The following is a 263-nucleotide window of genomic DNA, read 5'->3' as shown; positions in this document are numbered from 1 at the left end:
TCACCACCGATATCCGGTACGTTGACTTCTTTCGCCGCAGATGCCGCCGGCGCTGCTGCCGCTACAGGCACAGCAACAGGTGCTGCACCAGAACCCGCAACTTCGAATACCATGATCAGAGAACCAGTTTTCACTTTGTCGCCAGCCGCGATCTTGATCTCTTTCACCGTACCTGCGAATGGCGCAGGAACTTCCATCGAAGCCTTGTCACCTTCAACAGTAATCAGGGACTGTTCTTCAGTGATGGTATCACCCACTTTTAC

1 protein-coding gene is annotated in these 263 nt (G+C 53.2%); it reads right to left on the bottom strand.

From position 1 onward, the window contains the following. On the bottom strand, positions 1–263 hold a 263-nt coding region (locus tag FE394_RS18070; RefSeq protein ID WP_319927725.1), incomplete at both ends, for a biotin/lipoyl-containing protein.

It is taken from the genome of Xenorhabdus littoralis (genome assembly GCF_033949345.1).
Classification (GTDB): Bacteria; Pseudomonadota; Gammaproteobacteria; order Enterobacterales; family Enterobacteriaceae; genus Xenorhabdus; species Xenorhabdus littoralis.
This window is presented reverse-complemented; position numbering and strand designations above follow the sequence as displayed.